The sequence below is a fragment of the Arthrobacter sp. BK1 genome, assembly GCF_056680055.1.
The window spans coordinates 496,779-521,720 of record NZ_CM155263.1 but is presented as its reverse complement, the minus strand read 5'-3'; the positions used below and the strand labels follow the sequence as shown (position 1 = coordinate 521,720).

Annotated in this window: 19 protein-coding genes; 7 read left to right on the top strand and 12 right to left on the bottom strand. The window is 65.7% G+C overall.

Annotation, left to right across the window (positions count from 1 at the left end; all coding sequences use genetic code 11):
- Positions 1–39 precede the first annotated feature (39 nt).
- Entirely contained in the window at positions 40–945 is a 906-nt protein-coding gene (panB, locus tag AC1MCA_RS02315; protein ID WP_479800932.1) for a 3-methyl-2-oxobutanoate hydroxymethyltransferase, read from the bottom strand.
- Between the two features lie 220 nt (positions 946–1,165).
- Here panB and glnA (AC1MCA_RS02310) point away from each other — a divergent pair, with 220 nt between their 5' ends.
- The 4 genes from glnA (AC1MCA_RS02310) (at position 1,166) to AC1MCA_RS02295 (ending at position 6,563) form a co-directional block, all read left to right on the top strand.
- The gene (gene glnA / locus AC1MCA_RS02310) at positions 1,166–2,506 is read left to right on the top strand and encodes a type I glutamate--ammonia ligase (protein ID WP_479800930.1); all 1,341 of its coding nucleotides are present in this window, start codon (positions 1,166–1,168) and stop codon (positions 2,504–2,506) included.
- Positions 2,507–2,515: 9 nt separating this feature from the next.
- Complete coding sequence (locus AC1MCA_RS02305; protein WP_479800928.1) at positions 2,516–5,527, top strand: bifunctional [glutamine synthetase] adenylyltransferase/[glutamine synthetase]-adenylyl-L-tyrosine phosphorylase; 3,012 nt, start codon at positions 2,516–2,518, stop codon at positions 5,525–5,527.
- A 66-nt stretch (positions 5,528–5,593) separates the two neighbouring features.
- The gene (locus AC1MCA_RS02300; RefSeq protein WP_479800927.1) at positions 5,594–6,031 is read left to right on the top strand and encodes a VOC family protein; all 438 of its coding nucleotides are present in this window, start codon (positions 5,594–5,596) and stop codon (positions 6,029–6,031) included.
- Positions 5,997–6,563 carry a GNAT family N-acetyltransferase gene (locus tag AC1MCA_RS02295; RefSeq protein ID WP_479800925.1) on the top strand — a complete coding sequence of 189 codons (567 nt, stop codon included), beginning with the start codon at positions 5,997–5,999 and terminating at the stop codon, positions 6,561–6,563. The genes AC1MCA_RS02300 and AC1MCA_RS02295 overlap by 35 nt, the downstream gene beginning before the upstream one ends.
- A gap of 281 nt (positions 6,564–6,844) precedes the next feature.
- On the opposite strand, the gene glnA (AC1MCA_RS02290) is transcribed toward AC1MCA_RS02295, so the two are convergent.
- Positions 6,845–8,269 carry a type I glutamate--ammonia ligase gene (gene glnA, locus AC1MCA_RS02290; RefSeq protein ID WP_479800924.1) on the bottom strand — a complete coding sequence of 475 codons (1,425 nt, stop codon included), beginning with the start codon at positions 8,267–8,269 and terminating at the stop codon, positions 6,845–6,847.
- A 301-nt stretch (positions 8,270–8,570) separates the two neighbouring features.
- Between glnA (AC1MCA_RS02290) and AC1MCA_RS02285 the strand changes: the two genes are divergently transcribed.
- Positions 8,571–9,008 carry an RDD family protein gene (locus AC1MCA_RS02285; protein ID WP_479800922.1) on the top strand — a complete coding sequence of 146 codons (438 nt, stop codon included), beginning with the start codon at positions 8,571–8,573 and terminating at the stop codon, positions 9,006–9,008.
- 29 nt (positions 9,009–9,037) lie between these two features.
- Here the strand turns inward: AC1MCA_RS02285 and AC1MCA_RS02280 are convergent, their stop codons facing one another.
- The 4 genes from AC1MCA_RS02280 to lipB form a co-directional block, all read right to left on the bottom strand.
- Positions 9,038–9,397 carry a DUF3817 domain-containing protein gene (locus AC1MCA_RS02280; protein WP_479803252.1) on the bottom strand — a complete coding sequence of 120 codons (360 nt, stop codon included), beginning with the start codon at positions 9,395–9,397 and terminating at the stop codon, positions 9,038–9,040.
- 113 nt (positions 9,398–9,510) lie between these two features.
- Positions 9,511–10,263, bottom strand: coding sequence for a DUF4191 domain-containing protein (locus tag AC1MCA_RS02275; protein WP_479800921.1), 753 nt, complete (start codon positions 10,261–10,263; stop codon positions 9,511–9,513).
- A gap of 87 nt (positions 10,264–10,350) precedes the next feature.
- On the bottom strand, positions 10,351–11,358 hold the full coding sequence (lipA, locus tag AC1MCA_RS02270) for a lipoyl synthase (protein ID WP_479800919.1): 1,008 nt from the start codon (positions 11,356–11,358) through the stop codon (positions 10,351–10,353).
- A complete protein-coding gene (gene lipB / locus AC1MCA_RS02265; protein WP_479800917.1) occupies positions 11,355–12,023 on the bottom strand; it encodes a lipoyl(octanoyl) transferase LipB in 669 nt (222 codons plus the stop codon). The genes lipA and lipB overlap by 4 nt, the downstream gene beginning before the upstream one ends.
- A 155-nt stretch (positions 12,024–12,178) precedes the next feature.
- On the opposite strand from lipB, the gene AC1MCA_RS02260 reads away from it, so the two are divergent.
- Positions 12,179–14,026, top strand: coding sequence for a serine/threonine-protein kinase (locus tag AC1MCA_RS02260; RefSeq protein ID WP_479800915.1), 1,848 nt, complete (start codon positions 12,179–12,181; stop codon positions 14,024–14,026).
- An 88-nt stretch (positions 14,027–14,114) separates the two neighbouring features.
- On the opposite strand, the gene AC1MCA_RS02255 is transcribed toward AC1MCA_RS02260, so the two are convergent.
- The gene (locus AC1MCA_RS02255) at positions 14,115–15,008 is read right to left on the bottom strand and encodes a TIGR01777 family oxidoreductase (RefSeq protein ID WP_479800913.1); all 894 of its coding nucleotides are present in this window, start codon (positions 15,006–15,008) and stop codon (positions 14,115–14,117) included.
- A gap of 74 nt (positions 15,009–15,082) precedes the next feature.
- On the opposite strand from AC1MCA_RS02255, the gene AC1MCA_RS02250 reads away from it, so the two are divergent.
- The gene (locus AC1MCA_RS02250; RefSeq protein WP_479800912.1) at positions 15,083–18,595 is read left to right on the top strand and encodes a S41 family peptidase; all 3,513 of its coding nucleotides are present in this window, start codon (positions 15,083–15,085) and stop codon (positions 18,593–18,595) included.
- A 68-nt stretch (positions 18,596–18,663) separates the two neighbouring features.
- Here AC1MCA_RS02250 and AC1MCA_RS02245 read toward each other — a convergent pair whose 3' ends face one another.
- From AC1MCA_RS02245 to AC1MCA_RS02225, 5 genes are all read right to left on the bottom strand, one after another.
- Positions 18,664–19,092 (bottom strand): OsmC family protein, encoded by a 429-nt coding sequence (locus tag AC1MCA_RS02245; RefSeq protein WP_108598726.1) that lies wholly within the window; start codon positions 19,090–19,092, stop codon positions 18,664–18,666.
- A gap of 175 nt (positions 19,093–19,267) precedes the next feature.
- Positions 19,268–19,618 carry a hypothetical protein gene (locus tag AC1MCA_RS02240; RefSeq protein ID WP_479800909.1) on the bottom strand — a complete coding sequence of 117 codons (351 nt, stop codon included), beginning with the start codon at positions 19,616–19,618 and terminating at the stop codon, positions 19,268–19,270.
- A gap of 163 nt (positions 19,619–19,781) precedes the next feature.
- Positions 19,782–21,557, bottom strand: coding sequence for a 2-oxoglutarate dehydrogenase, E2 component, dihydrolipoamide succinyltransferase (gene sucB, locus AC1MCA_RS02235; RefSeq protein ID WP_479800907.1), 1,776 nt, complete (start codon positions 21,555–21,557; stop codon positions 19,782–19,784).
- 126 nt (positions 21,558–21,683) lie between these two features.
- Positions 21,684–23,066, bottom strand: coding sequence for a dihydrolipoyl dehydrogenase (lpdA, locus tag AC1MCA_RS02230; protein WP_108598711.1), 1,383 nt, complete (start codon positions 23,064–23,066; stop codon positions 21,684–21,686).
- Between the two features lie 194 nt (positions 23,067–23,260).
- Complete coding sequence (locus AC1MCA_RS02225; RefSeq protein ID WP_479800905.1) at positions 23,261–24,778, bottom strand: leucyl aminopeptidase; 1,518 nt, start codon at positions 24,776–24,778, stop codon at positions 23,261–23,263.
- Positions 24,779–24,942: the final 164 nt, after the last annotated feature.

The window sequence follows — 24,942 nt, the reverse complement described above, 5'->3', positions numbered from 1 at the left end:
CCCCTGGCGGGCCTGCGGGCCAAGGGAGCGCGCAAGCGGCTAGAAGGAGTGCTCGGGCCCGGGGAACTGGCCGGAGCGTACGTCGTCGCCGTAGGACCTGGCAGCGTCGCTGAGGGTGGTTCGGAGATCGGCATACTGCTTGACGAACTTCGCCATCCTGCCGCCGCGCAGTCCCGCCATGTCCTGCCACACCAGAACCTGGCCGGTGGTGGCGTTGCCGGCACCAATGCCTACTGTCGGCACGCTGACGGCCGCGTCCACGGCGGCGGCGGTGTCCGCCGGAACCATTTCCATCAGGACGCAGAACGCCCCTGCCTCGGACAGAGCCACGGCGTCGTCGATCAGGCGCTGGGCGTCATCGCCGCGCCCCTGGACACGGTACCCGCCGAGGGCGTGCTCGCTCTGCGGGGTGAAGCCGATGTGGGCCATCACGGGAACGCCTGCCTGGACCATGGCGCGGACGGTCTCGGCGTAATACTTGCCGCCCTCGATCTTGACTGCGTGGGCCAGGCCTTCCTTAAGGAAGCGGACGCCGGTTTCCACGCCTTGCTGTGCTGAGACTTCGTAGCTGCCGAACGGAAGGTCTGCAACCACCAGCGCACGCTTGGCGGACCGTGCCACGGCGCGGCAGAGGGGGAGGAGCTCATCCACCGTGACGGGCAGGCTGGTTTCGTTGCCAAAAACATTGTTGGATGCTGAGTCGCCCACCAGGAGCACTTCGATCCCGGCCTGGTCGAAGATCTCCGCACTGTACTGCTCATAGGCGGTCAGCATCGCGAACCGCGTGCCATCCCTCTTGGCCTGCTGCAGGTGGTGGATCCGCACCCTGGCAGCGGGCTTCGCGGAACCTTCCGACGACGACGCCGGCACCTTTGCCGGGCCGTTTCCGTACGGTGCGGGTACTTCGGCGGACGCGCTCGAGTCAGGGCTGTGGGTTGTGGCCATGCCAAGAGCGTAGTGCTGTAGCGGCGCTCCAAGCTACCGGGGAGCGGCCGGAACGCCGTGATCCCCGTCATATTTGGGCGCGTTGCGGTGTTAACGCTGTGTTACGTGCGGTCCAGGCTCCCGCATTGGAGCGGATTGCTTAGTAAAGTGATGGTGAGCTGCTGCCGGCTGCCGCTTTCGCGGACCCGGGGCAAGAACGTTGACCGGAGAAGAGGCCTTCATGGACCGCCAGCAAGAGTTTGTCCTGCGCACTATCGAGGAGCGCGACGTACGGTTCGTACGTCTGTGGTTCACCGACGTCGTAGGGTCGCTCAAGTCTGTGGCACTCGCCCCGGCGGAGGTCGAGGGCGCCTTCGAGGAAGGCCTCGGTTTCGACGGCTCCGCCATCGAGGGCCTGGCACGGGTTTTTGAATCCGACATGCTGGCCCAGCCGGACCCCTCCACGTTCCAGATCCTGCCGTGGCGCGGCGAGACCGAACAGACATCCCGGATGTTCTGCGACATCCTCACCCCGGATGGCGAACCTTCCGCGGCGGACCCGCGCAATGTCCTCAAGCGCACCCTGGCCAAGGCCGCGGACATGGGCTTCACGTGCTACACGCACCCCGAAATCGAGTTCTACCTCCTCAAGTCCCAGGATCCGGGCCCGGACGGCGCACCGGTTCCGGTGGACGAGGGAGGCTACTTTGACCATGTGCCCGGTGGCGTGGCCCAGGACTTCCGCCGCACTGCGGTGACCATGCTCGAATCCGTCGGCATCTCCGTGGAATTCAGCCACCACGAGGCGGGCCCCGGCCAGAATGAAATCGACCTCCGCTATGCGGACGCCCTCCAGACCGCGGACAACATCATGACGTTCCGGACGGTTATCAAGGAGGTGGCCCTGCAGCAGGGCACCTATGCAACGTTCATGCCCAAACCCTTCACCGCGCACCCGGGGTCCGGCATGCATACCCACTTCTCGTTGTTCGAGGGCGACACCAACGCTTTCTACGAGGCAGGCGCTGAGTACCAGCTGTCCAAAACGGCACGCCAGTTCATCGCCGGAGTCCTTAAGCACGCGCCGGAGTTCACTGCCGTGACCAACCAGTTCGTCAACTCCTACAAGCGGCTTTGGGGCGGCGGGGAAGCTCCCAGCTACCTGAGCTGGGGCCACAACAACCGTTCTGCGCTGGTCCGGGTTCCGCTCTACAAGCCCGGCAAGGGTCAGTCGGCGCGCATCGAATACCGCGGGATCGACTCCGCAGCCAACCCCTACCTCGCCTACGCTGTTCTGCTTGGGGCGGGCCTGAAGGGCATCGAAGAGGGCTACGACCTCCCGGCAGCTGCCGAGGACGATGTCTGGTCGCTGAGCTCAGCCGAACGCCGCGCGATGGGGCATGACCCCCTGCCGGCGAGCCTCCACGATGCGATCCGCTCCATGGAGGATTCGGAACTGATGCCGCAGATCCTGGGCGAGCAGGTCTTCGAGCACTTCCTGCGCAACAAGCGTGCGGAGTGGCAGGACTACCGGCTCCAGGTCACGCCCTACGAACTGCAGCGCAACCTGGGCATTCTTTAGGCGGCGGCTTTGAGCCTCGCCCGCCGCCTCATCTCGGCCGGCTTCAGTGACCTGGAGAAGGGCGGGCGGTTCCTCGCTGCCGCCGAACTGGACGGGCTGGACCAGGACCGGATCTTCGCCGGACTGGCAATGGCGGCAAACCCGGACACCGCCCTGCAGTCGCTGGTCAGGCTGATTGAAAAGCACCCGGCGCTCCGGGACCTGGCTGCGGCCGATCCGGAGACCAGCGAGCCGCTCTACCGGGTGCTCGGTGCCTCCGAAGCCCTGGGGGAGTTCCTCATCCGGCATCCGGAGCATCTGGATGCCTTGGACGTCAAGGCGAGTCCCGAGCCAAGCGCTGCGGACCCGGAACAGCTCCGCGCTGCGCTGCTCACCTCCGTCCGGGCTGATCCGGGGTCATCACGGCCGGTGGCAGGAATAACGGGGGCTGAGGCCTACGCTGCACTGCGAACGGCCTACCGTCGCGGGGTGGTGGACCTTGCGGTCAAGGACCTCTGCGCGGTTGATCCGTTGGACTTCATGCCGGCCGTCGGGGCGGAACTCGCGGATCTGGCCGGTGCCGCCATCGAGGCTGCGCTGGCCGTTGCCCGGGCCGAAGCGGCGGAGCAGTTCACCGCCGAGGAAGTGGCAGGCGTGGGCCTGGCCGTTATCGGCATGGGCAAATGCGGAGCCCGCGAACTGAACTATATTTCCGACGTCGACGTCATCTACGTGATGGACGCCGGGGACCTTGACGACGCCCGCGCCAGCACGGTGGGCACGGCATTGGCCACCGGCATCTCGCGGGCCATTTTCTCCGTGGCGCGCGAGCCGGGCCTGTGGGAAGTGGACGCCAACCTGCGCCCGGAGGGCAAATCGGGACCACTGGTGCGCACCCTGGCCTCCCACGAGAGCTACTACGCCCGCTGGGCCGAAAGCTGGGAATTCCAGGCCCTCCTGAAGGCCAGGACCATTGCGGGGGACAAGGATCTTGGTGAGCGCTACGAACAGGCCGTTGCGCCCCTGATCTGGAGTTCCGCCGGCCGCGAAGGGTTCGTCGAATCGGTGCAGGCCATGCGCCGCCGGGTCACCGAACACATCCCTGCCGCCGAGGAACAGCGGCAGATCAAGCTGGGCCGCGGCGGCCTCCGAGACGTCGAGTTCACCGTGCAGCTGCTTCAGCTGGTGCACGGAAAATCCGATGAATCGCTCCGCCGCCGGGACACCACCTCGGCCATTGCTGCCCTCTCCGCCGGCGGCTACATTGGCCGGGCCGACGCCGCAGCGTTCGATCATGCCTACCGGTACCTGCGGCTCCTGGAGCACCGGATCCAGTTGTTCCAGCTCCGCCGGACACACCTGATGCCCGTGAACGAGGCTGCCCTGCGCGCTCTGGCGAAGGCGGTCCTGGGGCCGTTTTCAAACGACCGGCCGCCACCGGACGCCCTGATGGCCGCCTGGCAGAAGACCAAGCGCTCGGTCCGGGAACTGCACGAACGCATCTTCTACCGGCCGCTGCTCAACACCGCAGCCAAACTCAGCACCGAGGACGCCAGGCTGACGCCGGAGGCTGCCCAGGGCCGCCTTGCCGCGCTTGGTTACGGAGACCCCCGCGGGGCGATGCGGCACATTGAGGCGCTCACTGCGGGTGTCAGCAGGAGGGCCGCCCTGCAGCGCCAGCTGCTGCCCATCCTGCTGGACTGGCTGGCCGAAGGTGTTGACCCCGACGCCGGACTTCTCGCCTTCCGCCGCGTCAGCGAGGCACTGGGCACAACCCACTGGTACCTGGGCATGCTCCGTGACTCCACGGCAGCCGCCGAGCGGCTGTGCCATGTCCTTTCCAACTCCAGGCTGATTGCCGACCTTCTGGAGGTGTCACCGGAATCGGTGGCCTGGTTGGGTAACGACAAGGATCTTGCACCGCTGGGCTTTGAGGCCCAGTGGCAGGAGATTACCTCCAAGATGTCCCGCCACTCGGACCCGGAGAGTGCCATGCGGCTGATCCGGCTGATCCGGCGCCGGGAGATCCTCAGGATTGCCATCGCCGATTCGGCCGGACTGCTCAGCCAGGACCAGGTGGGCACAGAACTGGCCAACACCGACCGGGCGGCGGTACTGGGCGCCCTGCGTGTGGCCGAAGGCATTGCTGCCGCCGACGGCCCGTTGAAGACGGCCGTGCTGGTGGTGGCCATGGGCCGGCAGGGCGGCCGGGAGATCGGCTACGGCTCTGACGCGGACGTTATGTATGTCCACCGTGCGCTGCCGGGCCACTCCGAGGAGGAAGCTCAGGAGCAGGCGCAGCGGATCGTTTCCTCGATCTCCAACCTCCTGACGCAGCCGCTCAAGCCTGCCATCATGGCAGAGCGGGTCCTGCAGATGGACGCCGACCTGCGGCCCGAGGGCAAGAACGGCGCAATGGTGCGGTCCCTGGATTCATTCGCGGAGTACTACCGGCGATGGTCCCTGATCTGGGAGGCGCAGGCGCTGCTCCGGGCCCGGCCGATGGCTGGCGACGACGCCCTGGCCCACGACTTCCTGGCCTTGATAGACCCCATCAGGTATCCCGCAACGATTTCAGAGAATGACGTCAGGGAGGTGCGCCGGGTTAAGGCCCGGGTGGAATCAGAGCGCCTGCCGCGCGGGGCCGATCCGGCCCGCCACCTGAAGCTTGGCCGAGGGGGGCTGAGTGACGTCGAGTGGCTGGTGCAGCTCCTTCAGCTCCAGCATGCCGGCAAACACCACGAGCTGCGGACGACGTCCACGATCGAGGCACTTGATGCTGCTGCTGCCCTGCACCTGCTCTCCGGGGCCGATGCGAAGCTGCTGGCCGACGCCTGGCGGCTCGCCAGCAGGATCCGTTCGGCCAATGTCATCTGGAGCGGCAAAGCGTCGGATCTCCTGCCTTCCTCAAGGCGGGACCTCGAGGCTGTGGCGCGCTGGTGCGGCTACGAACCAGGCAATGCTGCGGCGCTGGAGGAGGACTACCTTCGCCTGAGCCGGCGTGCCCGGGCTGTGTTCGAACGGGTATTCTACGGTCACTGACCGGGCCAGGCGTCCGGCCCATCGGGATGCAGACAGCCGCGGCGGACCGGTGCTAACTTGGGGGCCATGGCTACCCAAATCTATCTGAACCTGCCCGTCAAGGACCTCAAGCGGTCGGTGGACTTCTTCACGGCCCTTGGCTTCTCCTTCAACCCGGACTACACGGATGAGAATGCCACCTGCATGATCATCAACGAGAACGCCTTCGTCATGCTGCTGGTGGAGGGATTCTTCAAGACTTTCACGTCCAGGGACGTTGCCGATGCAACTGGCGCCACGGAGGCCATCACAGCCTTCTCCGTGGACAGCAAGGAAGCTGTGGACGAGACGGTGCGCAAGGCCCTGGCGGCGGGCGGCAGGCCTTCGCAGGAGGTCCAGGACTATGGGTTCATGTACAACCACAGTTTCCAGGACCCGGACGGGCACCTTTGGGAGGTGCTGTGGATGGATCCGGCAGGGCCGCCTGCAGATGATTCCTCACCCGCCGGCGACGAAGGGCGCTGACCTGAAACGTCCGCCTGCTTCTGTGTGGCTGATTTCCCTTCAAGACCTCGACGCCGATTCCCTCGCCATCCAGCTCGGTGAAGTCGCCCTGATGGAACTGTTGCCGGGCCAAAGCACCTTTGTTGGTGACCCGCTCCGGATGGCGCTGGCAGGACTGGCCGAGGACTCGCGCTTTCCCTACGTCATCGAGGCGGATGGATACGCCGTAGGAGTGCTGACATTGCAGTCCGGCGCGGCGGGCCTTGCCGGCTGGCCGGACCAGAACTCCGCCTGGCTGCTCCGCGGGTTCCTGATTGACCGGCGCCATCAGGCCAAGGGACTCGGACCGCTGGCCGCTGCGTCCGCCGTGGAAACTGCCGCGAAACTGACCGCCAGGCTGGCAACGGCAGAGGCCGGCGTCGTACTTTCCGTCAATGAGGGAAATCCCGCGGGGCGCTCAGCCTACCGGCGTGCGGGTTTTGAGGACCGTGGGCAATATCTTGGCGGCAGTTCCGGTCCGCAGCGGATCATGTACCGGGTCTTCGGCGCATAACACGCGCTGGAACGTAAACATCCGTTCACGACACCCGGGATGCATTTGCGTGGAGGCCCGCAGTGGCCGATCATGTGGATTGGCGGTGTTCCCACACCTTGTTGGGGGGAAGGCTGGAACAGTCTTCGTCTCGGGGGCACACGTCAGGGGGCCGGCTCCTGGTCTCAGCACGTCTGGAGCCGGCCTCCGCCTTGAGCACCAAAAAGTCCGCCCGGCTGCGAAGCGGAACTCGCAGCCGGGCGGACTCTTGACGGACTGAACGTGCTCAGCCGCGGGGTTTGCTAGACGCCGTAGTAGAGCTCGAACTCGTAGGGGTTCGGGCGCAGTGACAGCGGGCGGATCTCATTCTCGTACTTGTATTCGATCCAGGTGTCGATCAGGTCCTGGGTGAACACGCCGCCGGCCTGCAGGAACTCGTTGTCCTCTGCAAGGGCGTCCAGTGCTTCTTCGAGGGTGCCCGGTGCCTTGGGGATGTCCTTGGCTTCCTCGGCGGGGAGCTCGTAGAGGTCCTTGTCGATCGGAGCCGGGGGTTCGATGCGGTTGCGGATGCCGTCAATGCCGGCCATCAGCTGGGCGGCGAACGCCAGGTACGGGTTGGAGGAGGGGTCCGGAGCGCGGAACTCGATGCGCTTGGCCTTGGGGTTCGAACCCGTGATCGGGATACGGATACCGGCGGAGCGGTTGCCCTGCGAGTAAACCATGTTGACCGGAGCTTCGAAGCCCTTGACCAGGCGGCGGTAGGAGTTCACCGTCGGGTTGGTGAAGGCCAGCACTGCGGAGGAGTGCTTGAGCAGGCCGCCGATGTACCAGCGGGCGGTGTCGGACAGGCCGGCGTAACCCTTTTCGTCGTAGAACAGCGGTTCGCCGTTGGTCCACAGCGACTGGTGGCAGTGCATGCCCGAGCCGTTGTCACCGAAGACGGGCTTCGGCATGAAGGTCACGGACTTGCCCCAGGCATCGGCGGTGTTCTTGACGACGTACTTGAACTTCTGGAGATCGTCTGCCGCGTGGGTCAGCGTGGTGAACTTGTAGTTGATTTCAGCCTGGCCGGCGGAACCGACTTCGTGGTGGCTGCGCTCGACCTCAAGGCCTGCTTCGTCCAGGGCGACACACATGGCGTCGCGGAGGTCGGCCTGCTTGTCGGTGGGGGAAACCGGGAAGTAGCCGCCCTTGATGGGGGTCTTGTAGCCGAGGTTTCCGCCCTCTTCTTCGCGGCCGGTGTTCCAGTGGGCTTCTTCTGAGTCGATCTTGTAGAAGCTGCCCTCGGGGGAGGACCGGTACTGGACGTTGTCGAAGACGAAGAACTCGGCCTCGGGAGCGAAGAACGCGGTGTCAGCGATACCGGTGGAAGCGAGGTAGGCCTCAGCCTTCTCGGCTACGCCGCGCGGGTCGCGGTGGTAGGGGTCTCCGGTGCGGGGGTTGACGATGGAGAAGTTCAGCGCCAGCGTCTTCTCCATGCGGAAGGTGTCCAGGAATGCAGTGGTGACGTCCGGGATCAGCTGCATGTCGGATTCCGCGATGCCCTGGAAGCCACGGATGGAGGATCCGTCGAACAGCTGGCCGTTGACGAAGAAGTCCGCGTCCACGCTCTTTGCCGGCACGTTGAAGTGCTGCTGAACACCCGGGAGATCGGTGAAGCGGATATCGACGAACTTGATATCTTCGTCCTTGATGTACTTGAGGACTTCGTCCGCATTCTTGAACATCTATGCTCCTTACGCATATGTAATATCTGGCTGGCAAGCCATCTGGTCCGGCGCAATCCAAAGGGCAGGGAGACAATGTTTCCCTGCTGGGGGTATTGCTTGAAACTTCACCCAGCCTATGGACATGGCATTTCCCGTCCATGTCCACATTGTTTCGGGCAGGTTACAGAATCCCCGGCTAGGGCAACGCTAGCGGGTGTCCATACTGTGGTCTAGCGGGTTCCACTCTGTGAACGACGGTGAGCCCGCATGGGCCCGTGCCAGTCACAGGGCGCACCCGGCGACTCGGTAAGCTTGGACAGTGGTAGATCGTAAAGACATTGGCTCCTGGCTCAGCGGACCGGACACGTCCGGCATTTCCAAGTACCCGGGGGAGCGGCTGGGTCTTCCCGAGTCAGGGCCGGGATCCATCGCGCGGGCCGGGCGGCGCATTGTGGCCATTATGGTGGACTGGGGAATCGCCATGCTGATCAGCAATGCCGCGTTCGGCGGCGACTCCTGGGCCACGTTGGCTGTCTTCGCCGCGGAACAGATGCTGCTGGTAGGCACCCTTGGTTACAGCATCGGTCACCGCCTGGTGGGAATCCATGTGGTCCGGCTTGGCGGCGGCCCTGCAGGCCCCCTCGCGGGTGCAGTCAGGGCCGTGCTCCTGTGCCTGGTCATTCCCGCCGTGATATTCGATCCGGACCACCGCGGCCTGCATGACAGAGCCATGAACACCATCCTGGTCCGCAGGTAGCCGGAGGTAGCTGGCCGCAGGTGCCCGGGTCAGACCGCTGCTTTGTCCTTGGCGGCTGCTTCGTTGGCGTCTTCAGCCGGCCGGGGCGTGAGGTAGCCTCGTTTGCCGGCCCACCGTTCAAAGGCAACGGTGGCGAAGGGGAATACCGCCGACAGTCCGGCGAAAAATGCTACAACGAACGGCCACCGCTGAAGCCGCCACAGAACCAGTGCTGCGACGCCGTACCCCACAAACAATGCACCGTGAACCGGGCCGGCCACTTCCACGCCCACCTCCGTGGTCCGCGCGATCCATTTGAAGTACATGCCCATCAGCAGCGCGGCCCAGCTGAACGCTTCGGCAATCGCGAGGATGCGAAAGGCCCGGATGGCAAAGGTCTGAGGAGTAATCGTCACGTGGTGTCTTCCAATCTCGTGCATTCGAATGTCACAGGATGTGTGGCCATCTTGACAAAAAACCGCCCCGGTTCCAGCTGAGCCGGAACCGGGGCGGTCCAATGGTACTAGCGTCCGCGGTTGGGACGGGCCTTGTAGGGGTCGATTCCCTTGGGAATCGGGAGCTTGTTGCCGAGCGAGGAGATCCGCTTTGACACGGCGTTGACCTCGAGCTTGGTCAGTTCGTTTTTCAGCTTGGTCATTTTCTTTGCCACCTGGCTGATGGGAACCTGGCCCTCGCCCCGGCCGCTCTCGATCACATGGACCGTGACGTTGGGCAGGATGCGGGCGAGGCGCTTGCGCTCGGCGTCGAGCATCGGCTTGACGCGGACGGTGGGTCCTTCGCTGACAAGCACGACGCCTGGGCGGCCTACTGCACGGAACACGGCGTCCTGGGTACGCGGGTTCACAGCAACCGGCTGGTCCTCGGTGATCCAGCCGCGCTTGAGCGTGCCCAAGGCTGCGCCCGAGGCACCGGGCTGGTTCTCGATCTGAGCGAAGGCGGCGCGTTCCGCACGCCGGGAGAGGATCAGGGTTGCCCCAAGCAGGCCCAGCGGAATGCCGATGATCAGGCCGGTGATCCAGTTCTCCAGCCAGAAGCCCACCAGGAAGCTGAGCGCCACAACACCCAGGAACACCAGCAGCATCAGCCACGGGACCATGGGGTCATGCCGGCGGGTCATGGTGAAGACTTCGCCGATCTGCTTGAGCCGGCTGGGCTTCTTGACCTTCGCTTCTTTGGGCTTGCGCGAGAAGAGGCCACGCTTCGGGGCGTCATCCGCCGCGGGAGTTGTGTTACTGGAATCAGGGGATTTCGCCATAGTGCCACAATTCTACGCGATTTAAGCCTGAAAGCCGGACGCCGGAAATAGTCCGGTGCCGGCCCTCAGGAATAAGAAGCAGCAAGCTTAGGCCCGGGCTGCGAGCAGTGAGCTGGCTTCCTGGCGGGTGCTGCCGGAGGACTCGATGTGGGCGAGCCCGGCCGGGATCTCCCAGCCCTTCTTCCGCATTGCAGTGGCCCACAGCCGGCCCGCACGGTACGAGGACCGGACCAACGGGCCACTCATCACACCGAGGAACCCGAGCTCCGTGGCCTCGTCCTGGAGGTCCACGAACTCCTGCGGCTTGACCCAGCGGTCCACCGGCAGGTGCCGCTCGGACGGGCGCAGGTACTGGGTGATGGTGATCAGGTCACACCCGGCCTCGTGCAGGTCCCGCAGGGCCTCGGAGATCTCCTCACGGGTCTCGCCCATGCCCAGGATCAGGTTGGACTTGGTCACCATACCCAGGTCCCGGCCCTGGGTGATCACATCAAGGGACCGCTCATACCGGAACGCCGGCCGGATCCGCTTGAAAATCCGCGGGACCGTCTCCACGTTGTGCGCGAACACCTCAGGCTTCGAATCACAGATCGCCGCAATATGCTCCGGCTTGCCGGAGAAATCAGGGATCAGCAGCTCCACACCGGTGCCCGGGTTCAGCTCATGGATCTTCCGCACCGTCTCCGCGTACAGCCAGACACCCTCATCGGCCAGGTCATCCCGGGCCACCCCCGTGACCGTCGCGTAGCGCAGCTGCATCGCCTGGACCGAGCGGGCCACCTTCGTGGGCTCGAACATGTCCACCGGCGACGGTTTGCCCGTATCGATCTGGCAGAAATCACACCGCCGGGTGCACTCGGACCCGCCGATCAGGAACGTGGCCTCCTTGTCCTCCCAGCACTCAAAAATGTTGGGACAACCGGCCTCCTCACACACCGTGTGCAGGCCTTCCTTCTTAACCAGGTTCTTCAGCTGGACATACTCCGGGCCCATCTGGACCTTCGCCTTGATCCACTCAGGCTTCCGCTCCACGGGAACCGCCGAGTTACGCTGCTCAACCCGGAGCAGCTTGCGGCCTTCTGGTGCCAGTGTCATCGGAGAGCTCCTTCTGGGGTGGCGACTAGCGCATCTTCATTCTTCTGCAGTTCTTCGGTGACCCGTGCAACGAGGTCAGCAGGCGTGACGTCGAGGCCGGTCTCCTGCGCGATGGTGGTCACGCCGGCGTCGGTGATTCCGCAGGCAATGATCTGGCCGTAGGGGGCGAGATCGTTGTTGCAGTTGATCGCGAACCCGTGCATGGTCACACCTTCGCTGACGCGGATGCCAATGGCCGCGATCTTGCGGGCCGGGCCTTTGGCATCTGCGTTGAGCCAGACCCCTGCCCTGCCTTTGATCCGCTCAGCCGCAATGCCGTAGTCAGCCAGGACGGCGATGATCACAGCTTCAAGGCGTTCGACGTAATCGCGGATTCCAGCCGGGTTTTTCAGTTTGATGATGGGATAGCCCACCAGCTGGCCGGGGCCGTGCCAGGTCAGCTTGCCGCCACGGTCCACGGCCACCACGGGGGTTCCGTCGAAGGGCCGTTCGTGGTCCTCCGTGCGCTTACCGGCGGTGTAGACGGCGGCATGCTCCAAAAGCAGTACCGTACTGGGGGCAGTGCCTGCCAGGACGGCGTCGTGGATTTCGCGTTGCAGGTCCCAACCGCGCGAATAGTCAACGAAATCCGGGGCGAGACCCACCTGTGAAAACTCAAGAGTCATGCCTTCCAGCTTAGACCCCGGGCGGCGGCGCCTCCCCTTAAGTGTCAAACCTCTCACCCGACCGTGGAGCCCGGTCCTGCTGGCCGATCCCGTGCCCCGCACATGGCCTGTGGATAACTTCTGCAGCGGCGCCGGGATTCCGCTAGACATGGGTCATGACAAATTTCGCTGCTCCGGCGGTTCCCGGTTTTGTGGTGGGACGTGTGCTGGGCCGGGGCGGAAGCTCCACAGTGTGGCTGGTCACCGAGGAAAGGACCGGCCGCGACTTCGCTCTGAAGTGTCTGGGGAGCGAAGGCGGCAGCAGGACCCATGCCAGGACGGCGGGATTTATTGGTCCTGCCGGAGAAGAGGACATCCGCCGGGAAATCCGGATCCTCTCCGTCCTGGACCATCAGCATCTCATCAAGGCCCATGACGCACTTCATTTTGACGGCTCGGCGGGATCGGAAAACTCCGGCGGCGGAACGGGTCTGCTGCTCGATTATGCTCCCGGCGGCTCGCTGGCCGACCTGGTGGGCAGCAGGGGGAAGCTGCCCATCGGCGAGACGGTGACAATATTGACTCCCATTGCCCAGGTACTCGGCTACCTGCACGGCAAAGGATTCACCCATGGCGATGTCTCGCCCGGCAACGTCCTCTTTACCGGACACGGTAAGCCGATGCTCTCCGACGTCGGCATCGCCCGGATGGTGGGGGACGTTTCCCCAGTGCCCGATCACGGCACCGCAGGGTTCATGGACCCGTCCCCGGTGGACGCTGTCCGGGCAGGACTCCAGCCGGAGCGGGACGTGTACTCTGTTGCCGCACTGGGGTGGTACTGCCTGACAGGGGAGCCGCCAAGGCGGACGGCAGACCGCCCGCCTTTGTCCCTGCTGCTCCCTGACGTTCCCGCGGACCTCGCCGCCGCTTTGGAGGCGGGACTCAACGAGGACCGGCGGGTCCGGCCCACGGCTGTCGAGCTGGCGACGGCGGTCTACCGGAGCGCGCCGCCGCTTCCCGTTGACCTTGCCTCTTCTGTCCACTCTACGGTCCTGCCGCAGTTGCTGACCCGGCGCCGGGTCCCGGAGCGACGCGGCAACGCAGCCCGGAAGTGTTTCCGGGCGTGGGGCCGCCGGATCTCGACCTCGCGCTGGTCTGGGCTGATCGGGGCGCGCCAGGTCCTCCCGTTTCCGCAGGGCGAGCGTGCTGTATCACCGGAGCCCCGGCCACCGGGGGAACCACGCGGAAAACACACCAAGGAAGCCGTCACCGGATTGACAGCGGCGGAAAAGGTCCCGAAGCGGCGGGCGGCAGACCCCGGCCCGCTGCGGAAAGAAGCCAGTACCGCCCCGAAACGGCGGGCCGGGCAGGCCCGGGTCACGGCCGCGATGCCGGGACCGGTCCGGGGGACGGTGCTGCTGGCAGCGGGGGCCGCAGCCATCGTGGCTGCCGCAATCGGGACCGCCGGTGCCTTTGGCCCGGCCGGACCCTGGGCCGCGGAGGCCGGATCCGGGGCGCTGCCCGTCAGTTCCGGAGCCGCCAAAGCCGGGGAACCGCCGGGCGCAGACGGGCCCGGCGGGGGGAGTCCCACGCCGCTGGACTCCCTGATTCCTGCGGAGGTGACCGCGCAACTGCAGTCAGTTGACCCCGTCGAGGCCGTCCGGGGACTGGCAGCCGTGCGGTCCGTGGCGCTCAGTTCCGGCCGCCTGGAGCTTCTGGATCTTGTCAACGCTCCGGGCTCCGCTGCCTCGGCGGCGGACACCCGCATCAAGGACGATCTTCAGGCGTCGGGAAATATCCTCGCCGGATTCACCAGTAAGGTTGCGGATCTGCAGGTCCAGCCCGGAAGCTCGCCAGGCCGGGCAGTCGTGGCGGTCACTTCCGCCACGTCGTCCTATGAGGAAAGGGATGGTTCCGGAGCGGTGGTGGCCAGCGCCGCGGAGGGAGCGGAGCAACAGCTTCGACTGGTGCTGGTTAGTGTTGATGGCCGATGGCGGATCTCCGATGTGTTGCCCGGGTTATAAGGAGCCGGCGCACCGATGGGGCAGTCACCATGGAGCACCGGGCTGTCCGCCTTGGCTTAGCCGCTTACCTGCCAGTGCCATCAGCCGGTCAGGCCTTCGCGGCAACCCACGCAGCGGCTTGGGAAAGGGTTGGGTGCTTCCACGTGAAGCCTGCCTCAGCCAGGGCCATCGGCTCCATCCGCTGGCTGCCCAGCAGGAGTTCGTCGGCCAGCTTACCCATCACCAGCCGCAGGATCGGCGCCGGAACACGGAACACTGCCGGCCGATGGAGTGCCCCGGCCAGGTGCGAAATGAGGGCATTGACGTCCGCAGCCTCGGGAGCGCAGACGTTGACCGGACCCGAGACGGGGGACTCAAGCAGGAAGCTGAACGCTGAGGACACATCGGGAAGCGAAATCCAGGGCCAGTGCTGGCGGCCATTGCCCAGCGGACCTCCTACGCCAAGCCGAAGCAACGGCATGAGCCGGCCCAACGCGCCCCCTTTCCTGCTCAGGACCACCCCCGTGCGTGGCGTCACGACCCGGACCCCGGCTGGAGCACCATGTGCGGCTGCTTCCCACTCGCTGCAGATCTGCGCCATGATTCCTGTGCCGTTCGGGGAATTCTCACGAACGACGGCCGCCCCGCTGTCACCGTAGTAGTTGGAGCCCGACTGGCTGAGGAAAACCTTGGGCGGGCTGTCGACTTTGGCCATTGCCGAGGCCAGGGTCCGGGTGGGGCCTAGCCGTGAGCGGAACAGTTCGTCAATCCGGGCGCGGGTCCAGGGGCGGTCTCCTATGCCGGCGCCGGAAAGATTGATCACTGCGTCAGCGCCCTCCAGATGGGTTGGATCAAGCTCGCCGGAGGCTGGGTCCCAGCGCAGTTCCAGTGGCGAAGCCGGCGCCCGCCGCACCAGGCGGAAGACCTCGTGGCCATTCGAACGCAGGTGGGCGGCCATGTCGCTTCCGATGAGGCCTGAAGCTCCGGCCATGATGATTCGCATGTACCATCTCACCACGCCCGGTACAGCGGCGGAACCTCCCTCGGACCTCCGGCGGAGTTGACTATGATCGTACGATGACTTCTTCGAGCTACCTTCGGTTTCCGCATGTCCACGGTGATCTGGTCACGTTTGTGGCCGAGGACGACGTCTGGATCGCGCCGCTCAGCGGTGGCCGGGCGTGGCGCGTTTCGTCGCTGCAGCTTCCTGCCCGCAACCCCCGCTTTACCCCTGACGGCAAACGGCTCGTCTGGACTGTCGTCCAGGGGACTTCGCCGGAAGTGGTTTCGGCCGAGGTGGACGGCGGGGGCTACCGCCAGCTGACATACTTCGGCCACGCCACCACCAGGGTCAAGGGCTTCACCGCCCGCGGCGAGGTTGTGGTGACCAGCGCCTTCCGACAGGCCGAAAGCCGGCACACTTACGCGTACCGCCTGCCGGTGGACGGCGGCTGGGCAGAGGAGCTCCCGCTGGGGCCGGTGGAATCGGTGGCGTTCGGCCCGGAGATCGGGGACGAGCGCCCCGTTGTGCTGGCCAGCGTGCTGTCCCGCGAACCCGCTTGGTGGAAGAGGTACCGCGGCGGCACCGCCGGCAAGCTCTGGATCGACGCCGACGGGAACGGTGAGTTCGAGCGCCTGGTTCCGCACCTTGACGGGAACCTGACGGACCCCATGTGGGTGGGCGGGCGGATTGCCTTCCTCTCTGATCACGAGGGCTACGGAAACCTCTACTCCGTCCTGCCCGGCGGCGCCGACCTGCGCCGCCACACCGACCACGAAGATTTCTACGTCAGGCACGCCGCCAGTGACGGCAAGCGGGTCATTTTCGAGTCAGCCGGTGAGCTCTGGGTCCTGCATGACCTGGACTCCGATGCTGTGCGGCTGGACATCTCCCTGGGCTCCGCGTCACAGTCGCGGCGGCCGGCCCTGCTCAAGACAGCCAAACATCTGGGCGAGGTTGTACCTGACTCCACCGGCTCTGCCAGCGCGGTGGAAGCGCACGGCACAGTGCACTGGATCCGGCACAAGGACGGACCGTCCCGCATCGTTGAGGCCACACCGGGTGTCCGTGCGCGGCTCCCCAGGGTGCTCGACGGCGGCCGGCTCGCCTATATTGCCGATCACGGCGGTGTCGAAGCAATCCACATCAAGGAAATCGCCGCGCAGATCCCCGGCGATTTGGCTGCGGCAGCACCGGCAGCACCGGTGATTGGTGCTGACAACCTCCCTGACACCGGCGAATCGCAACTTCCCCGGCCGGTTCCTGCCGCTCCCTCGGCCGCCGGCGCGGCGGCAGACGTCGTCGTCTCCGTGCCCGATAACCCGCGGGGTGAGGATTCAGCGACCGGTCAATCCCCGGCTGCTGTTGCAAACCGCCCGGACCTGGCGAGTGACGGTGCCGGCTCAACCGCACCCGGATCACGCATCGACTTCCCGAAGCCTTCACGCACCAGTGCCATGGAAGCGAGCCCGGACGGCCGTTGGCTGGCGTTGGGCACGTCCTTCGGCGACGTCTACCTTGCGGACACCACATCCGGGGAGCTTTCCCTGGTCGCCACCATCGGCGAAGGAGCGATCGAGGAGTTGGCGTGGTCGCCCGATTCGCAGTGGTTGGCGTGGTCCGAACCCGTCACCTCGTTCGGGTCCCGCAGCAGGCTCAGGCTGGCCAGCGTCACTGCCTTCGCTGACGGCATCGTGGAGGTCACGGACGGCCGCTTCCGTGACGAGTCGCCCAGTTTTAGCCCCGATGGGAAGTTCCTGGCCTTCCTCTCCAACCGCAGCTTTGACCCGGTCTACGACGGACATTCCTTCGACCTGTCCTTCCCCAGCCCCATCAAGCCCTACCTCGTGGCATTGGCTGCAGCAACGCCGTCGCCCTTTGGACCCACCGTAGACCTGGAGCCGGCCGTAGCCCCGGAGGAGAAAGACAGCACCGGCGGCCTGGCCGGCACCGCCCCGGTCCAGGTGGACCCGGACGGGCTGGCCCACCGGGTCATCGGCGTCCCGGTTCCGCAGGGAAACTACACCTCCCTGACCGCCACTGACGATGCACTGCTGTGGCTGGACTGGGCCCTTGCCGGCGTGACCGGCGATGGCAAAGCAAGCAAGGACGACAAGGATGCGCGGCCGAACCTGGTACGGTTCGACCTGGCGCGGCGGAAATCGGCCACCCTGGTGGAGTCATTGGACAGCTACCGGCTCTCCGGCGACGGCAAAAAGGTGGTGCTGATCAACGACAAGCAGGTCAGCGTAGTCCCCTCCACGGCCAAGGCGGACGAGGATTCCGGCCAGCTGGTTAAGGTCGATCTGGGCAGGATCCGGGTGATGATGAACCCCGTCAGCGTCTGGGGCCAGGCCTTTGACGAAGCCTGGCGCCTGCAGCGCGACTTCTTCTGGACCGAGGACATGGCAGGACACGACTGGGAATCGATCCACAACAGGTACCGTCCGCTGGTGGACCGGCTGGGATCCCACGATGACCTGGTGGACCTGCTCTGGGAACTCCACGGCGAACTCGGCACGTCCCACGCCTACGTCAAGCCTGCCGCCGTGACCGAGAACGGCAGCAACGGCCAGGGCCGGCTTGGCGCCGACCTCGCCCTGACTCCGGCGGGCTGGGAGATCAGCCGCGTCCTGGCCGGCGAATCCTCGGATCCGCTGGCCACCTCCCCGCTCACGCGGCCCGGCGCCGGCGCCCTGGCCGGAGACGTGTTGCTGGCCATTGACGGGGTGCCGCTGTCCGCCACAGTGACGCCGGCCATGCAACTGGTCGGTGCCGCAGGCCGTGCAGTGGAACTCACGCTCCGCAACGGTCCGGGCCATGGGGCCAAGGCGGGGGAGCAGCGGCGCATTGCCGTCGTCCCGGTCAGGGACGAGGAACGCCTTCGCTACCAGGAGTGGGTCGCCGCCAACCGCCGGACCGTCCGGGAGGCCTCCGGAGGACGGTACGGCTACCTTCACATCCCGGACATGATGGCCAACGGCTGGGCCCAGCTCCACAGGGACCTCGATACCGAAACAGCCCTCGACGGCCTGATCGTGGACGTCCGCCGGAACCGCGGCGGCCACACGTCTCAGCTCGTGGCTGAACTGATTGGCCGCAAGGTCACCGGCTGGAGCATGCCCCGCGGCGAACGCCCCCGGACCTACCCCCACCACGCCCCGCGTGGTCCGGTGATTATCCTGACGGATGAATTTGCCGGGTCCGACGGCGACATCATCACCCAGGTATCGAAACTCCGCGGCATCGGACCGGTCATTGGAACGCGGACCTGGGGTGGCGTAGTGGGGATCGATAACAGGTTCTCACTCGCCGACGGCACGGGCGTGACCCAGCCGCGGTATGCCAACTGGTTCACGGGCGGGGTGGGCTGGTCGGTGGAGAACTACGGCGTGGATCCAGACATCGAGGTCGCCTACCCGCCGCACGCCTACGCGGCCGGCCGGGACCCCCAGCTGGAATACGGCATCGGCGCGCTCAAGGAAATGATCCAGGAGCTGCCCACGGACACGCCACCTGCGCGTGTTGGCTACCGCAGCCTGCGGCCTGCACCGCTTCCCGCGCGGGCCAAGGCGCCCGAGGGCCACTGACGCGAACAAAGAAAGGCCCTGCCCCTGCCGGATTAACCGGAAGGGGCAGGGCCTTTTTTATCGCCCTTTTAGGCGTCGAGCGTGGCTTCCAGGGTGATGCTGATGCTGGCAAGGGCTCCGGAGACAGGGCAGCCGGTTTTGGCCTCGCCGGCGATCCGCTGGAAGTCCTCTTCGGAAATCCCCGGGATCCGGGCTCCGACCGTCAGGTGGCTGCCGGTGATGCCGGTGCCGGGAACGAACGTCACGTCGGCTTTGGTCCGCACCTCTTCGGGAGTGTGGCCGGCCTCGGCGAGCATGTTGCTGAAAGCCATCGAAAAGCAGCTGGCATGGGCTGCGGCAATGAGCTCTTCCGGGCTGGTCTTACCCTCGGCCGCTTCGGTGCGTGCCTTCCAGGTAACGTCGAATGTGCCCAGGCCGGAGCTGTCCAGCGTGGTCTGTCCCGAGCCTGCGAAAAGGTCGCCGTTCCATACTGTGTGCGCTGTGCGTGTTGCTGCCATGTCCACTCCTTGATATCGGTTCCAACCGGGGCAGGCCGCTGCCTGGCCCCGCCGGTTCCCATCCTAGGGATTCCCCGGCGGCCACGCACGGGGTGTCCGCTCTCAGTGGATAAACGACGACGGCGCCGCTCCCCACATGCGGGGGCGGCGCCGTCGTCGATGGTTCAGTGGGCGGTCAGTTCCAGAGCGTGGCAATGGCCACGTTGAGCAACGCAAGCCCGCCGACACCGTGGGCGAGCCCCTTGCTGACATCCTCGCCCTTCTTGTACTTGCGGCGGCCGATGAAGGCGAGCACACCCACGGCCAGGGCGACGGCAAACTTGACGCCCAGCTTGAAGTAGCTCGCATCCATGTCCAGCGCTGGAATCAGGCCCATCAGCACAATGCCCGTCAGGAGCTGCAGCATGGCACCGTCGAACTGGCGCGGGTGGACGGTGGGCTTCTTCATCTGGCCGATCCAGATGCCAACGATCATGGCGGCGCCGACGATGTGCAGGAAAACCACGATGTTATAGACAATTTGCATGGCCCCAGTCTAGCCAGTACTTTCTACGCAGCGTAGTAAGACCCGCCTGGCTGAGGCACTCCTGCACCGGGAACAAAACAGCGACGGCGGCGCGGACCTCCGGTGGTTTCCCACCGATGTCCGCACCGCCGTCGCCGTCGGAGCTTAAGGCAATCTTCGGAGACTAGAGTCCGAGGTCTGCCTCGAAGGCGCCTTCTTCAAGGCGGGCCTTGAGGGTCTGCAGGAAGCGGCCTGCATCCGCGCCGTCCACCAGGCGGTGGTCGTACGTGAGAGACAGGTACATCATGGAGCGGATGGCGATCGAGTCGTCACCGTTCTCATCGGACACCACTACCGGGCGCTTGACGATCGCTCCGGTACCGAGGATGCCCACCTGCGGCTGGTTGATGATCGGGGTGTCGAACAGAGCGCCGACCGATCCGATGTTGGTAATGCTGAACGTGCCGCCGGACAGTTCATCCGGGCCGATCTTGCCGTCCCGGGTGCGGCTGGCGACGTCGGCGATCTTGCCTGCCAGTCCGGCCAGGTTCAGGTTGCCGGCGTCCGTGATAACCGGAACCAGCAGGCCCTTGTCAGTGTCCACGGCGATCGCCAGGTGCTCGGCGTTGTGGTAAGTGATTTCCTGCTTGCCTTCGTCGTACGCCGCGTTGAGCTTGGGGTGCTGCTTCAGGGCTTCGGCAACAGCCTTGGCGATGAAGGGGAGGAACGTGAGCTTGGTGCCGTTCTGGGCCTGGAAGGAGTTCTTGGCCTTGAGGCGGAGCTTGGCCACCTTGGTCATGTCCACTTCGTGCACCTGCGTGAGCTGGGTGGAGACCTCGAGGGACTCGCGCATGCGGCGGGCGATGACCTGACGGATGCGGGGAGCCTTCTGCGTGGTGCCGCGCAGCGAGGAGGCAGCCGGGCCGGCCTGGGCAGCGGATGCTGCCGGTGCCGATGCGGCGGGAGCCGATGCAGCCGGGGCTGCCTTGGCTTCAGCTGCGGCCATGACGTCCTGCTTGCGGATGCGGCCGCCAACACCGGTGCCGGAGAGGGATGTGACGTCGACACCGTGCTGGTTGGCGAGTTTACGGACCAGCGGCGTGACGTAGCCGGCCTCGCCGCCGGCTGCGGGCTCCGCAGCGGGTGCAGCGGGAGCGGGCGCTGCCTCAGCCTTGGGCGCTTCGGCCTTGGGTGCTTCGGCCTTGGGTGCTTCGGGAGCGGGAGCGGGAGCGGGAGCTGCGGCCGGGACAGGTGCCTCGGGCTTGGCTTCGGCTGCGGGAGCCGGAGCGGCGGGTTCTGCAGCCGCGGGGGCAGCTGCACCGGAGCCGATAACGGCGAGGACAGCGCCTACTTCTGCTGTTTCGTCCTCGTTGACACGGATTTCCTGCAGCGTTCCTGCAACCGGGGAGGGGATCTCGGTGTCCACTTTGTCCGTGGATACTTCCAGCAGCGGCTCGTCGACCTCGACGGTATCCCCGATGGCCTTCAGCCAGCGGGTCACGGTGCCTTCGGTAACGCTTTCGCCGAGTGCGGGGAGGGTGACGTCGTGGCTTTCGCCGCCGGATGCGGCAGGGGCCTGCTGGGCGGGGGCGGCCTCTTCGGCGGGGGCCTGCTCGGAGGGTGCTTCGGCCGGAGCTGCCTCAGCGGGTGCTGCCGGGGCTTCCTCGGCGGGGGCGGCTTCTTCGGCCGGTGCGGCTGCCTCGGGGGCAGCGCCTCCGCCGGAGCCATCACCAATACGGACCAGGGGAGCGCCTACCTCGGCGGTCTCGTCCTCTGCAACGAGGATTTCTTCGATGATGCCGGCTATCGGAGAGGGGATTTCGGTGTCTACTTTGTCGGTGGAAACCTCGAGCAGCGGCTCGTCCACCTCTACCCGGTCACCTACCTGCTTGAGCCAGCGGGTGACGGTTCCTTCGGTGACACTCTCACCGAGGGCGGGCAAGTTAACGGATTCAGACATGTCGTCCCCGTTCTCCTTATTGATCTTGTGCGGATGGTTGCTGCCTTGGTTTTGAGCTTAGTGCACCCGGCAATTCGGGCCGGGCGCACTAAGCCCAGGTTCTTGCTGTGGTGCGGGCGGGGCGTTTCAGCCGTGCAGGGCCTTGCCTGCCAACGCCAGGTGTGCTTCGCCGAGGGCCTCGTTCTGGGTCGGGTGAGCGTGCAGCAACTGGGCCACGTCCTCCGGGTAGGCTTCCCAGTTCACGATCAGCTGGGCTTCACCGATCTGCTCGCCCATGCGGGAGCCGATCATGTGGACGCCGACTACGGGGCCGTCCTTCTGGCGGACCAGCTTGACCAGACCGCCGGTGCCGAGGATGGAGCTCTTGCCGTTGCCGGCGAGGTTGTACTCCTGGATCTCCACCTGGTCCTCGCCGAACTTCTCCTTGGCACCCTTTTCGGTGTAGCCCACGGTGGCGATTTCGGGTTCGGAGTAGGTGACCTTGGGGATGTTGACGTCCTCGACGATGACCGGCTTCAGGCCGGCGATCTCTTCGGCGACAAAAATGCCCTGCTGGTAGCCGCGGTGGGCCAGCTGGACGCCCGGGACGATGTCGCCCACGGCGTAGACGTTGCCGACACCGGTGTGCAGGCGCTCGTTGGTGATGACGAAGCCGCGGTCGATGGTGACGCCGGCTTCTTCGTAGCCAAGGTTGGCGGTGACCGGTCCGCGGCCCACGGCCACGAGGAGAAGGTCCGCTTCGAAGGTCTTGCCATCGACAAGGGTGACCTTGACGCCGTCGTCGTTCTGTTCGACACCCTGGAAGAAGACGCCGGTGGAGAACTTGATGCCGCGCTTCTTGAACGCACGCTCAAAGTTCTTGATGATCGCGGCGTCCTCGTTGGGGACGAGCGAGGGCAGGCCCTCAACAATGGTGACGTCCACGCCGAAGGACTTCCAGACGGACGCGAACTCGACGCCGATGACGCCGCCGCCGAGGATGATGGCGCTCTTGGGGATGTAGTCCATGGTCAGCGCTTCGTCGGAAGTGATGACCTTGCCGCCGATTTCCAGGCCCGGCAGGGTGCGGGAATAGGAACCCGTGGCGAGCACGATGTTCTTGGCCTTGTAGGCAGTCCCGTTCACTACGACAGTGTCGGTGCCCTGAAGCTTGCCCTCACCCTCGATGACGGTGATGCCCTTGGACTTGATCAGGCCCTGCAGCCCCTTGAACTTGCCGGCGATGATGCCGTCTTTGTAGGCGTTGACAGCGGTGATGTCGATGCTGTCCAGGGTGACGTTCACGCCGTACTTGGCGGAGTCACGGGCGTGGTCGGCCAGTTCTGCCGAGTGGAGCAGAGCCTTGGTGGGGATACAGCCGTTGTGGAGGCAGGTGCCGCCCAGCTTGCCCTTCTCCACGAGGCCCACGGTGAGGCCGAGCTGTACGGCCCGCAGGGCGGCAGCGTATCCGCCGCTGCCGCCACCGAGTACCAGGATGTCGAATTCTTGCGCAGTTGCCTGATCGGCCACTTAGACGCTCCCTCGCGTGAATGATGACGCGAGAGTACGCATCATCTGGTCTTGGAACTTGTACTGCCGTGATTATGCCAGCAGGCAGGTTCTCTTGCATTTGTGACTACCGTTGTTCACCTTAGCGAACCACTTATCCATGCTCCACCTTGCCACCGCGTTTGTGGAGCGCTTGTGTCCAGTGTCACGCGGCTTTAGCCCAGGAGGTCCTCCACGTAGGCCACCAGGGTCCGGACCGTGCAGCCCGTGCCCTGTTTGTGGGTGTAGCCGTAGGGGCTCCCGTTGTTGAAGGACGGACCCGCGATGTCGATGTGGGCCCAGGGGATCTGTTCCCCGTCCTTACCCTTGCCCACGAACTCACGCAGGAAAACAGCGGCGGTCATCATGCCGCCGTGCCGTTCCCCGATGTTGGCCAGGTCCGCAACCTGGGAATCGATGCTCGGACGCAGTTCCTCCGGCAGCGGCATCGGCCACACGAGTTCGCCCGCGCGGTCGGCGGCGGCCTTCAGTGGACCGGTGACGCTGTCCGAGCCCATCACTCCGGCGGTCCGGTTGCCCAGGGCAATGAGCTGGGCTCCGGTGAGCGTGGCGACGTCGATGATGGCGTCCGGGTATTCCCGGCTCGCTGCGACGATTCCGTCGGCCATGACCAATCGGCCTTCGGCATCAGTGTTCAGCACTTCAACGGTCTTTCCGCCGAACATGGTCAGGACGTCGGCGGGCCGTGATGCGGCGCCGCCGGGCATGTTTTCGGCAATGCAGAGCCACGCGGTGGCCTTGACCGGCAGGCCCAGCCCGGCGATGGCCAACACAGTGTTAAGGACGACGGCGGCTCCGGCCATGTCGCTCTTCATGTCGCCCATGCCCAGTGCCGGCTTGAGGGAGATGCCGCCGGTGTCGAACGTGATGCCCTTGCCCACGAGGGCGATCTTCGAAGTCGCCTTGGCGGGGGAGTATTCCACCTTGACCAGGCGCGGCTGCCGGGATGAGCCCTTGCCCACGCCCATGATTCCGCCGAAGCCTTCTTTTTCGAGGCGCTTCTCGTCCCAGACGGTCACCTTGACAGGGAGTCCCTTGGACAGTTCCTTTGCAGCCTCGGCAAATGACTCCGGGTAAAGGTGGCTGGGCGGCTGGTTGACGAGGGAGCGCGTAGCGTTCACGGCCTTCCCGATCAGGGCCGCCCGGGTCAGCGCTGTGCGCAGTTCCGGGCTGTCCGCCACCGCGGTGTGGATCACTGCGCTGCGGACAGGGTCCTTCTGCCCGTCGGTTGAGGACCGGTATTCGGTAAAGGAATAGGCGCCGAGGGCGGCTCCCTCGGCGACGGCCGCGACGTCGGAGGTTCCCGCCGTCGGGAGCGCGAGAACAACGGTGGTCAACCCTGCCAGCTGGCGGACAGCCGAACCGGCGGCGCGCCTGAGCGCCTCGGCGGTCAGCGCACGGTCAGCGGAGACTTTTCCCACACCTGCAAGGACAAGGACGCCCGCGCCGGTTTCCGGGTGGCCGGGAAGCCGGACAACCTGGTCCGCAGCGCCGGTGACGCCGAGGGCTTTAAGGTAATCGGCCAGGACGCCGGCGGACTTCGCGGTCAGCGGGTTGTTGAGAAGGACCGGGCCGTCAGTGCCCTGTCCCACGCCGATGACAACAGCATCGCTGGGGGTTCCCCTCAGGTCCTTGGTGAGGGTACTAAGGTTGATTTCAGCATTCTTGACCACGGGTAAGTCCTCAATTCTCGAAAAGGCTGTTCGCGCTGGTGGATGTCAGGCGCACGGCCAGGGAAGTTCGGCGGCCGTCCGATCGGAACCCGGCCGGGGTGCCGGCAAAGCCCGTCCGGAAGGCCATTGTCGATCGTAGCCGTTGTGGGCCCCGGCCGCCGTAT

Coding starts and splice junctions, on each gene's coding strand:
- panB (WP_479800932.1), bottom strand. CDS start 945: ATGGCCACAACCCACAGCCCTGACTCGAGCGCGTCCGCCGAAGTACCC.
- glnA (WP_479800930.1), top strand. CDS start 1,166: ATGGACCGCCAGCAAGAGTTTGTCCTGCGCACTATCGAGGAGCGCGAC.
- AC1MCA_RS02300 (WP_479800927.1), top strand. CDS start 5,594: ATGGCTACCCAAATCTATCTGAACCTGCCCGTCAAGGACCTCAAGCGG.
- AC1MCA_RS02295 (WP_479800925.1), top strand. CDS start 5,997: ATGATTCCTCACCCGCCGGCGACGAAGGGCGCTGACCTGAAACGTCCG.
- glnA (WP_479800924.1), bottom strand. CDS start 8,269: ATGTTCAAGAATGCGGACGAAGTCCTCAAGTACATCAAGGACGAAGAT.
- AC1MCA_RS02275 (WP_479800921.1), bottom strand. CDS start 10,263: ATGGCGAAATCCCCTGATTCCAGTAACACAACTCCCGCGGCGGATGAC.
- lipA (WP_479800919.1), bottom strand. CDS start 11,358: ATGACACTGGCACCAGAAGGCCGCAAGCTGCTCCGGGTTGAGCAGCGT.
- lipB (WP_479800917.1), bottom strand. CDS start 12,023: ATGACTCTTGAGTTTTCACAGGTGGGTCTCGCCCCGGATTTCGTTGAC.
- AC1MCA_RS02260 (WP_479800915.1), top strand. CDS start 12,179: ATGACAAATTTCGCTGCTCCGGCGGTTCCCGGTTTTGTGGTGGGACGT.
- AC1MCA_RS02255 (WP_479800913.1), bottom strand. CDS start 15,008: ATGCGAATCATCATGGCCGGAGCTTCAGGCCTCATCGGAAGCGACATG.
- AC1MCA_RS02250 (WP_479800912.1), top strand. CDS start 15,083: ATGACTTCTTCGAGCTACCTTCGGTTTCCGCATGTCCACGGTGATCTG.
- AC1MCA_RS02245 (WP_108598726.1), bottom strand. CDS start 19,092: ATGGCAGCAACACGCACAGCGCACACAGTATGGAACGGCGACCTTTTC.
- AC1MCA_RS02240 (WP_479800909.1), bottom strand. CDS start 19,618: ATGCAAATTGTCTATAACATCGTGGTTTTCCTGCACATCGTCGGCGCC.
- sucB (WP_479800907.1), bottom strand. CDS start 21,557: ATGTCTGAATCCGTTAACTTGCCCGCCCTCGGTGAGAGTGTCACCGAA.